We start from the raw sequence: 9,218 nt of genomic DNA, 5'->3' as shown, positions 1-9,218 counted from the left end.
TGTCGCAAAGAAAACAGCTTCACTAGGCATCCCCGCTCCAGTTGGTCCCAAAAAGGTATTGTTGACCACCAGGATATAAGCCATGGTCATAAAAGTAGTGATCCCCGCAATAATCTCGGTGCGGACGTTCGTGCCATGTTCCTTTAATTTAAAGAAACGCTCCATGAGTCGTAATTCCTCCTACGCAAAGCATACTCGTATTGTTGTCGTTCAATTGCTGTAATATTCGCCTTCATATACGCTATATTACATCCGTTATTTTAGGCTCTCGCCTACGGCTTGTCAACAGAAAAAACGAATGTTACAAATTGAACACATATGTATTGTTCGGAAAATAGATAACCCGCAAGCTATTATACAGCTGGCGGGTTATTATTTAGGATAATCAGATATTTTTATACTTATCAAAGGCATCCGCTGTATCTGGTATATTTTCCAGATAAACGATCTTCCCTTCTGTATCCAGTCGGGCTTTGTCCACTCCAGTAAGTGTATAAACTTCGCCTGTTACTTTTTTACCGCACACTGCCCATTTAGTTTGATAGGTATCAGCTTCTTCGGAAACAAGCTTCCACCCCTCATACATATGCTTAATTTCGAGCGTCCCCTCGAAGAACATGTTCAAAAAGCTTTTCCAACTGTTCATCCCTTGTTTTCGATTACCATTCAATACAAACTCAATCTTCTCGGAAAAAAGGCTGATTAATCGTTCTCTGCTCGTCTCATCATCTTTTGCTAAATCATAGTAGTGAAAATAGTCTTCTAAAATCTTCATCGAGTGGCCTCCAAAATCATTTTGTCCTCGCACATTTTTACATATTCTTCACATTGCTAGACATACGCTGTAGTGCATCTGTTAAAGCCACAATTTCCTCGTCTTGAAAATTGTAGAGAAGTTGTTCCTGAAAGGCTTGTCTTTGCTCTGTCAAAACTTGCAGCTCTTGAATCCCTAATTCGGTTAAACGTATATAAGTTACACGCTTATCCTGCTCTTTTTTACTGCGTAAAATCAGACCTTCCTCTTCCAGCCTTTTCAGATGCCGGGTCACTGCTGCACCATCCAGAACGAGCAGATGTTGAAGCTCCAGCTGACTTAATTCCTGACGATGGTCAATATGATACAAAATTTCGACCTTGGTAAAGCTGGTTTTTAACTGTGCTTCAAAAGCGTTATTCATTTCTTTACACAAAAGATGCATGCGATAAAATAACTGGCTTTTTTCAGAGCAATGTTCGATGACTACCTCGCCTCCTTTTGATACTTGACCCATCAATTGATATATCAAGTATTATACACCCTCACTATAAATAAACAAGCCATGAGACAAGTCTACATATACAAAAAAGTTGGGGGTAAGGTTTTTCTCCATCACTCAATTCATATCCAAACGTAATGCTATCGCCCAGAAATACAGCATGGCTACCTTGGTATTTGCCTTGATTAATTGGCATTCGATGTCTCTCCTATCTATTAGATCGTATTGTTGATTTCGATAAATTTATGTTCGATTGATGTCATTTCGTGATTGGGACGGGATATTAAATATGTATCCATGTAGCCAAAAACCGGAGGAACGAGTAGATAGGATGCTACTTTAAATTGCCGGGCCAGCTTTTTGGACATAAGGGTAATTCCCATTCCCATTAGAGCGAATTCCACCATCGTATCAAATATTCCAACCTCGACAACCTCACCATGGGTCAATTGCATGTCCTGATACATCTTCTCTAAATGCGTGAGGTATAGGCAGCTATCCGACAATATGATAATAGAAGCTCCTTGTAGTACTTGCTGGAGATCCGAACCTTCGTGTATACCCTTCCCCACCAGCACCAGCTCTTCACGGCATATTTTTTGATAATGAATATATGGGTTGGTAGGATATCCTGTAACAAAAGCAATATCAAGCTCTCCGTCGAGGATGAATTGTTCCATTTCCGTTGTGGTTCCCGTTTTTAATGTCACCGAAACCTGCGGATACATCTCATATACCTTCGTTAGCGCCCTTGTTGTTTCGCCTGCTACAATGGACTGCATCGTGCCGACGCGCAGTTTTTCCTCCTGGGGTCTCATTTTCATCTCCGTGTCTTGCCATAGCAGCAAAATTTGCTTGTACTGAGCGTATAAAATTTCGCCTGCGGGTGTCAGTTCCATACCACGAGGCTTTCTGTAAAATAACGCTGTGCCATAATAGGTCTCCAGCTTCTTTATTTTTGCCGTCATATTCGATTGCAGATGATTCAGTTTCTGGGCAGCTTCTGTCAGGCTTCTCAGCTCTGCCACCGAAACGAATGCCTGCATATTTTGAATATCCACCGCTTTACCTCCCATCAAATAAAATGATATCCACATCATTAACAAGCATTATTCTTTATGAGTTAAGTGTATTATATTGGGCTTAAGCGTTATTTTCTACTCACATTTTAAAATTAGGAGGGATGGCACATGGTTAAACAGAAGATTCGTGCAGGTATCATAGGAGGTTCGATGAATAACAAATGGGCCAGCCAAACGCATATTCCTGCTTTGCTCAAGCACCCGAGCTTAGATATCACGGCCATCGGCACTTCCCGTATGGAGAGTGCACGAAAAAGTGCAGAAGACGTAGGGGCAACATTAGCTTTTGACGATGCCAAAAAGCTCGCAGCTTCCGAGGATGTGGACATGGTCGTGGTGAGCGTAAAAGTTCCCCATCATTATGAGGCGGTGATGGCGGCTATTCAAGAGGGAAAGCATATTTTTTGTGAGTGGCCTCTGGGGGCCAACACTGCGGAAGCTACTGAAATGGCTAAGGCGGCGGAACTGGCGGGCATCCATCATACCGTCGGCTTGCAGGCACGTCAGGATTTTGAGGTGCAAATGATGAAAAAGCTGGTGGAAGACGGGACAATTGGTGAAATAGTATCCTGTCATATGCAAGTAGCTACTCCCGGCAAAGGAGGACGAACAAATCAGGATACGTCTTATCTGCTGAATAGAGCCAGTGGTGCCAACCTACTGACCATTAACGGAGGGCATTCCTTGGATGCACTACAATACATCGTTGGCGAATTCCGTGAGCTATCGGCCATCACATCCTCCCGTTATAATGAAGCCATTATTCATGAAACGGGTGAAGTCATTTCCAAGGATACTGCCGATCAAATTCTGATTCACGGACTAATGGAAAATGGAGCACCGACATCCGTTCACATTCAAGGTGGAGTGAATTCTAAGTTTGAGCTAGAGATTCAGGGGAAAAAGGGCATTTTGCGTTTGTCACAGAATCCTTCGCTTGGGCATATTCAATTTGGGAATCTGACGCTTGAAAAACTGATACATGAGCCAAGTAATGAGCAGAGTCATGCGCCTAACGGTGATTTTGAAACAATCAGTATAGCTCATGAACCTGATAGTACCCTGGATTTCCCAAAAGAAGGGGTAACCCTGAATGTAGCCAAAGCTCATCATGTATTTGCCAGGGATATTTTGACGGACACCCGTCTCGCCCCCGATTTCAACCATGCCTTAAAACTACATCAGTTACTGGACTGCATCGAGGAATCGGCTACAACTGGGAAAAAGATCGTATGGTAAGTTAGAATTTTAAAAAAAGAACCTTCAATACCATGATAGATGTGGATTGAAGGTTCTTTAAAATATTTAGCAGTTGAAATTCTCCTTTATTTAATGAAGTCATGCATTCTCGACTTTTATACTATCACCTTCAACCAAAATAACCTCTTCGTTGCTGATTGGATATAAATTTAATTGGCTGCCATATTCCTCAATGATGTTCTCCACCGCTTTTTTAAACGGGATGTTCGTATGGTGAGGGACTGGATAGAATTCAATTGCCCTGAGTGCAGCAAAGGAATCCAAAGCAGGCGCCTCCTGCACATTGTCCATAAGTCGGGCATATTCGATATTAGGTGATAAAATCATCGAACCTGCCGATTCGCCTATATACAACTTCCCTGCATTAACTTCCTCAGCAATGATTTTGTCAGCTCCGGTTCTTCTTAACTCTTGAAGTAAATAAAATGTGTTGCCTCCGGTCATATAAATATAGTCATTTCCTCTAATTTTACTCTCTATTTCATTCCATGTTGCTGTGCTGATTTCGATTTCATCCACGATTAATCCTAAATTCTCTAATGCTTTTTTCCCTGTATTCACATAAAACTTAACTTTCTCTGGAATACTTGCGGTTGGGATGAAAGTGACTTTTTTTCCTTCCAAGTTTTCATCGGCAAAATGAACTAAGCATGGTGCAACATCCTTAAATGAGGACGACAAAAATAATTTTCTCATCTCTTTATTCTCCTTAGTAGCGTTTAATGAACCGGGATATGTAACACTTTAATCTAGATAAATTATAAAATATATTGGTATCAAAACATGACACCATTAAAGGATGACATGAAAATAAACGTTTAATTCCATACTTGATTTAAGCTATTTATAGCTTAAAGCTAATAAAATCATATAAAAAAAGGAGACATTACCATTGAATAATATCTCCTTTTTTCAACTTCATATTCTGTTTTGTAACAACAAATGACTTTATATATCCGTCGCATGAGGCCATGCTGTTCGCCTTTAGCTAAACCTCGTCGATTGAGGTTGCCGTGCAGGAAACTTTCCCGAGCAAAGTTTCGACCTTGCCCCCGTAAAAAAAGACTCCCACCGCATAGCGATATTTCGCCGATGCAGAGGAGCCTGATATTGTATTGGTAAATCTCAAAGGGTTCGTGGTTACGATGCGGGAGTCTCCACGCTTATTCCCACTCGATGAAGCGGGTAGGGCTTATTATGCCTGTTGTTATCATATTTCTAAGGTGTCTCCACTACTTTGGAGACAGTTTTGGCGACAATCGTTTCACCGTTTGATTACCGACAAATGTAAATTGCTTACTCGTTGCATTATTAATTTTGATAATGCCTGCCATTGATTCGGCGACAGCATCATCAATCCCACGCCACAAATGTGCATAGTGTTTTAGCGTAATTTCTGGCGAACTGTGTCCGAGACGTTTTGAGACAACCAAGACCGAAGCATTCAATTCATTGATGAGAAAGCTTACATGTGAATGACGTAGTCCTTTTGCCTGTATTACTGGAGCACCTGCAAGCTTAGCATAACGAGTAATAATTCGGGCAATCGTTGATTTAATCATGGGTAAGCCATCATAAGAGAAAATGAAGTCCATATTTCCGTGTTGTGCTTGTCGCTCTTTCCATACACGTAACACTTCAAGTGTATCATTATCTAAAGCTAGCACCCGTTTTCCATCAACTGTTTTCGTGTGGTTCTTCCGAATGTAATTCTTGCGACTCTTAGTAACTAGCATATGATGAACACGAAGCTGTTTTTTCTCAAAATCAACATCATTCCACCAGAGAGCTGTTCCTTCGTTCACACGAACACCTGTCATATAGTAGACCCACAACATCACAAAACACATATGCTCATAAAAATCTTCGGTGTAAATCTTTGAGATCACTTTCTCAATTTCGTCTTTCGTCCAGTAAGGAACATCCGTCTTCACTTTAGGAATTGGTTTCACTTGCTGAGCAATATTCTTATCAAGGTAATTGAGAGTAACGGCAAATTCAAGAATTTTTTTCAACATTCCAAAGACCAATGAAGCGTACGACTGTGAATATCCTGCCGCATTTTTATCTAGAAGCCACGTTCTGAAAAATTGAATATCGTGCAAAGTAATCTTCCGTAATGGCTTCTTTCCAAAACGTTCGAGCAGAATTTTCAAAGATGGATTCCGTGACTCAAATGTATCTTCCGTCACTTCCGTCTTATAATGTGGAATGTAGACATTGTTCATGAATTGTTCTAAGGTCATGCCATAATCAGAATATCCTTGAGTTTGCAAAAAGTCATTTTTTACACGGATAGCTTCCGCATAGGCTTCTTTTGCTGACTCAAATTTCTTTCCAGATTGCGACTTGCGACCTTTACGCTTGATACGTTTTCCTGTGATCTTGTCCGTACCTAAGCTTACCTCATAATAATATTGCCCATTTTCATCTTGATAGATATCTTGGTAGCTAGTTTTTGGCAAATTTAATCCTCCGTTTCGGACAACTCGACATCACCGATAACGGATTTTACTGCCTGTAAGGGAACAACAGAAATACGCCGTCCCTCGTAAAACTCATACCCTTGTTGTACCATATAGTGTTTTGCTTGTCTAATGATATTGGAAGCCGTGTAAGGTGAGAAACCAGCACGCTTTAAGTCTTCTGAGTTCACCATTGTTTTACTCACCGCCATCCCCCATTTCTTTATAAATTTTCTTTATGGGTCTTTCTGAACTGTAACGCCTTGAGTCTAGTAACCTTGAGAAGAAATACGTTTTATCTACGATTAACTCAAGCAACAAATAATCGTTTTTTCTTGCGTACATTACAAGTTCTTCAAATTCCTTAAAATCTTGTTCTACAATCACATCAATAATGCTGTTCAAAAATTCACCCGTATTATGCTCAACAAGGAATTTTCCAAGTTCAAATCCACACCCCCATTCAATATTTTCTGTTTGGTAGGGTGTCTTATCTGGATTTTCAGCGTGTGTGAAATACTCATACATTCCTTTTGGAGACATCACAACCTCAACATGCTTTGGAGCGTTAAGCTTTTCGCTAATCAGGCTTGAAACCTGCGAATAGCTTTTCAAAGAATCAAAGTATAATGCACCGTGCTTGTGCGCCTTTTTAATTTCCCCTGTCTCTTTATTCACGTCTCTATCGTGCCAAGGGCTCAACACAAAGGGTATGTGCATTTCTTCTAAAATTTCCAAATAGTTTTCCGGGGCACTCTCTTGATAGAAAATGAACGCCCATTTATTACTTCTCTGCTCTTTTTTCATTTCCATAGTTCAATTTCCTCGATTATTGATTATTGATCCCACGGGGGTCGTAGTAGCCCCGTGGAATAACCTTTTCTGCCATCTTTCAAGAATAGCGGAGCTCCTTTGCTTCTGCCCAAGGCAGGCAAAAGCTCCGCTATTCTTTATCTAATTTTTGTTCCTTCAATCCTCATCCAGTGTTTGTACCTCTCATAATTTGAGAAGGTGTAATCTGGAAAGCAACTTGATATTTCTTCCCGAAGAATTTCTTTTGTTTCTAAGATAAGTTTTTGTGCTTGAACACCATTTGGCAACTTGACAATATAAGTGATTTTCTTTTCCCTAACATCAATGATGGATTTTCGGATTGCTTTATTATGCTGTTGAAGCTTGAAAGTTCCTTCACCTTCATGATCTGCCTGTTTTATTAGGAATTTCCTCAAACGGAAGCTAACCCATATTGAATAGAACCAATTCGCTAATGAGTCATGAACTATCCTTAATACCAGTTCAGGAACTACCAGTATCAGCAAAGTTGCGACAGATATCACAATCATCCCATCCATTGTATTGCTGATTAACCCCAACACTTTAGTCATTATTCCTGTGTATTCTGTCAGGAATGGACTTATTTCATTTTGCAAAAGACTCTCTATCAACATGAACGAAACTCGTACTAAGAGGAGTATCAATGAAATAAGTAACAGAAATCCATTAATATGGAACGTCAGAATGAAGAATGATTTACTTGTTTTTTTCATCTACATGATTCCTTTCAAGTCGTTAAATGTTGGTGTTAGTAATGGAACAATTTGAAACGGGTGCTCAGAGTCAATAACCTGTATCAGTCCTGTCCCAATTCCTTGCGGTATGACTATTCCCTCAAGTGACAGGTCGGGAAATAGAAATTGTGTTGTCTTGGAATTAATATTTCCAATCTGAATCAACACATTAAGTTGCTCTCTACAAGAAATAGGAATCGCATTGTTATCAAATCTCTGAGATACCAGTAGCAAATGGACCTTTGAAGTTCTGCCAAGTAATGCCAGTTGAGACAGTAGACTAAAGAAAGCTTCCTTAATCGGCTTTGCCACACCATCACTCAATGCAAGAACCTCGTCAATTACCACCGTATAGTGTTCAAAATCGGCTTGAGGGTTAACGTATAGTACCTGTTGGCGTTGGTGAATTAGTTCCAAGCACTTACTAAGTTCATCATTCACACTTGAAACAAAGTCGCTCTTACTCCTGTTATAGCTCGGTGCAATAACCTTGACATTGTTTTCTCTGCCCCATCTACTTGGCATATCGTATTTAGGGTCAACAATCACAAGCCTTGAACTTTTTTTCAATACGCATAAAAAATATGTCAACACATAGGACTTGCCTGAACCTGAATTCCCTGCGATAGCAATACTTGTAACTTTGTTTAGGTTGATAGTGAAGTTTTCCATTACAGGAACTTGGTTAAATGGCAAATCATCAACATATTTTTCTATATCCCGTATAATCAATCGTTTTGAAATGCCTCGCTTCCACGGAAAGAACAAAGCCCGTTTTATATGAATATCTTCTGTATCCAGTGGGACAAAATACGATCCCGTTTGCTTTAACAGCGTGTAATCTGGATATAGTACGGCATTACTGATTAGGTAGATTTTTTGGTACAGCTCATCATCTACAACGTAACTTGCAGGGAGACGGGGGATGAAGAAAAAGCCTTCATCCGCCACTCGAACATCAAACGAATTTGTGTAAGAGGTCTCTCCGTTAATCTGCAGAGCCATATTCAGAGCCTGGATTAAGTAGCCTTCAAGTTCTGTTTTTGTCATTATTTTATCAACCTTATTCCTTCCGATCGGAAATACACGTTTGATTTGATTTCGATTGCTTCAAGCTTGTCTAGCTTTATTTCCGAAAGAAAAGGTGGAAGAGAAGGTTTTTTCTCAAATTTCACAGCGAAGGGGTTGACTCCCTCTTGAGTGAAGAAGAGTTTGTATCCTGTTACCTCATCTGTCCGTTTCCCACCAATCCAGTTATATATTGTTTCGATCTCGGAAGAAACATTTATGATGGGTTTGTCGTCTGAAATATAATGACGTGCCGTTTCTTCGTTATATGCATTCTGCGAGTTTTTGGTTTTCATATCGCGCTTCCACCTTTTTTTTCATAATTTATTGGCTATCAGCAACTAGCCAACCTGTGGATCAATATTGTTTGCAACCAATACTGACCTGAAAGCATCGAAATGTTTGCTGTCATTTCGTAATGACAGCATGACACGTTTCCAGTTCTGATGTGTGGGGTAGAAAACTGTACAAATCAAAAAGACCCCCGCACAAAGCGAGAGCCTATATGATACAATAATG

At 40.1% G+C, this 9,218-nt stretch carries 13 protein-coding genes (1 of these 13 only partly in view); 1 reads left to right on the top strand and 12 read right to left on the bottom strand.

Features of this window, described 5'->3' with window-relative positions; all coding sequences use genetic code 11:
* The 5 genes from ACH59B_RS04240 to ACH59B_RS04220 form a co-directional block, all read right to left on the bottom strand.
* Positions 1–165 carry the start of an NCS2 family permease gene (locus ACH59B_RS04240; RefSeq protein ID WP_016819288.1) on the bottom strand. It extends 1,206 nt beyond the left edge of the window, so 165 of the gene's 1,371 nt are visible here — the first part of the coding sequence; its start codon is at positions 163–165; the stop codon falls past the left edge of the window.
* A 220-nt stretch (positions 166–385) separates the two neighbouring features.
* The gene (locus ACH59B_RS04235; protein ID WP_016819289.1) at positions 386–775 is read right to left on the bottom strand and encodes a hypothetical protein; all 390 of its coding nucleotides are present in this window, start codon (positions 773–775) and stop codon (positions 386–388) included.
* 37 nt (positions 776–812) lie between these two features.
* Complete coding sequence (locus ACH59B_RS04230; RefSeq protein ID WP_016819290.1) at positions 813–1,286, bottom strand: MarR family winged helix-turn-helix transcriptional regulator; 474 nt, start codon at positions 1,284–1,286, stop codon at positions 813–815.
* 16 nt (positions 1,287–1,302) lie between these two features.
* Positions 1,303–1,452 carry an SGNH/GDSL hydrolase family protein gene (locus ACH59B_RS04225; RefSeq protein ID WP_151255795.1) on the bottom strand — a complete coding sequence of 50 codons (150 nt, stop codon included), beginning with the start codon at positions 1,450–1,452 and terminating at the stop codon, positions 1,303–1,305.
* Between the two features lie 19 nt (positions 1,453–1,471).
* On the bottom strand, positions 1,472–2,317 hold the full coding sequence (locus ACH59B_RS04220; RefSeq protein ID WP_151255796.1) for a LysR family transcriptional regulator: 846 nt from the start codon (positions 2,315–2,317) through the stop codon (positions 1,472–1,474).
* A 129-nt stretch (positions 2,318–2,446) separates the two neighbouring features.
* Here ACH59B_RS04220 and ACH59B_RS04215 point away from each other — a divergent pair, with 129 nt between their 5' ends.
* Complete coding sequence (locus ACH59B_RS04215; protein WP_016819292.1) at positions 2,447–3,577, top strand: Gfo/Idh/MocA family protein; 1,131 nt, start codon at positions 2,447–2,449, stop codon at positions 3,575–3,577.
* Positions 3,578–3,676: 99 nt separating this feature from the next.
* Here ACH59B_RS04215 and ACH59B_RS04210 read toward each other — a convergent pair whose 3' ends face one another.
* From ACH59B_RS04210 to ACH59B_RS04180, 7 genes are all read right to left on the bottom strand, one after another.
* Entirely contained in the window at positions 3,677–4,294 is a 618-nt protein-coding gene (locus ACH59B_RS04210; RefSeq protein WP_016819293.1) for a Type 1 glutamine amidotransferase-like domain-containing protein, read from the bottom strand.
* Between the two features lie 536 nt (positions 4,295–4,830).
* Entirely contained in the window at positions 4,831–6,063 is a 1,233-nt protein-coding gene (locus tag ACH59B_RS04205; RefSeq protein WP_404303374.1) for a tyrosine-type recombinase/integrase, read from the bottom strand.
* Between the two features lie 2 nt (positions 6,064–6,065).
* Positions 6,066–6,275, bottom strand: coding sequence for a DUF3173 family protein (locus tag ACH59B_RS04200; RefSeq protein WP_404303372.1), 210 nt, complete (start codon positions 6,273–6,275; stop codon positions 6,066–6,068).
* Positions 6,262–6,870 (bottom strand): replication protein, encoded by a 609-nt coding sequence (locus ACH59B_RS04195; RefSeq protein WP_404303923.1) that lies wholly within the window; start codon positions 6,868–6,870, stop codon positions 6,262–6,264. The genes ACH59B_RS04200 and ACH59B_RS04195 overlap by 14 nt, the downstream gene beginning before the upstream one ends.
* Positions 6,871–7,013: 143 nt before the next feature.
* The gene (locus ACH59B_RS04190; RefSeq protein WP_016819297.1) at positions 7,014–7,610 is read right to left on the bottom strand and encodes a hypothetical protein; all 597 of its coding nucleotides are present in this window, start codon (positions 7,608–7,610) and stop codon (positions 7,014–7,016) included.
* Complete coding sequence (locus ACH59B_RS04185) at positions 7,611–8,681, bottom strand: cell division protein FtsK (RefSeq protein ID WP_016819298.1); 1,071 nt, start codon at positions 8,679–8,681, stop codon at positions 7,611–7,613.
* Positions 8,681–8,995 carry a hypothetical protein gene (locus ACH59B_RS04180; protein ID WP_016819299.1) on the bottom strand — a complete coding sequence of 105 codons (315 nt, stop codon included), beginning with the start codon at positions 8,993–8,995 and terminating at the stop codon, positions 8,681–8,683. The genes ACH59B_RS04185 and ACH59B_RS04180 overlap by 1 nt, the downstream gene beginning before the upstream one ends.
* Positions 8,996–9,218 lie beyond the last annotated feature (223 nt).

Source organism: Paenibacillus sp. DP01 (genome assembly GCF_044784315.1).
GTDB lineage: Bacteria > Bacillota > Bacilli > Paenibacillales > Paenibacillaceae > Paenibacillus > Paenibacillus polymyxa.
This window is presented reverse-complemented; position numbering and strand designations above follow the sequence as displayed.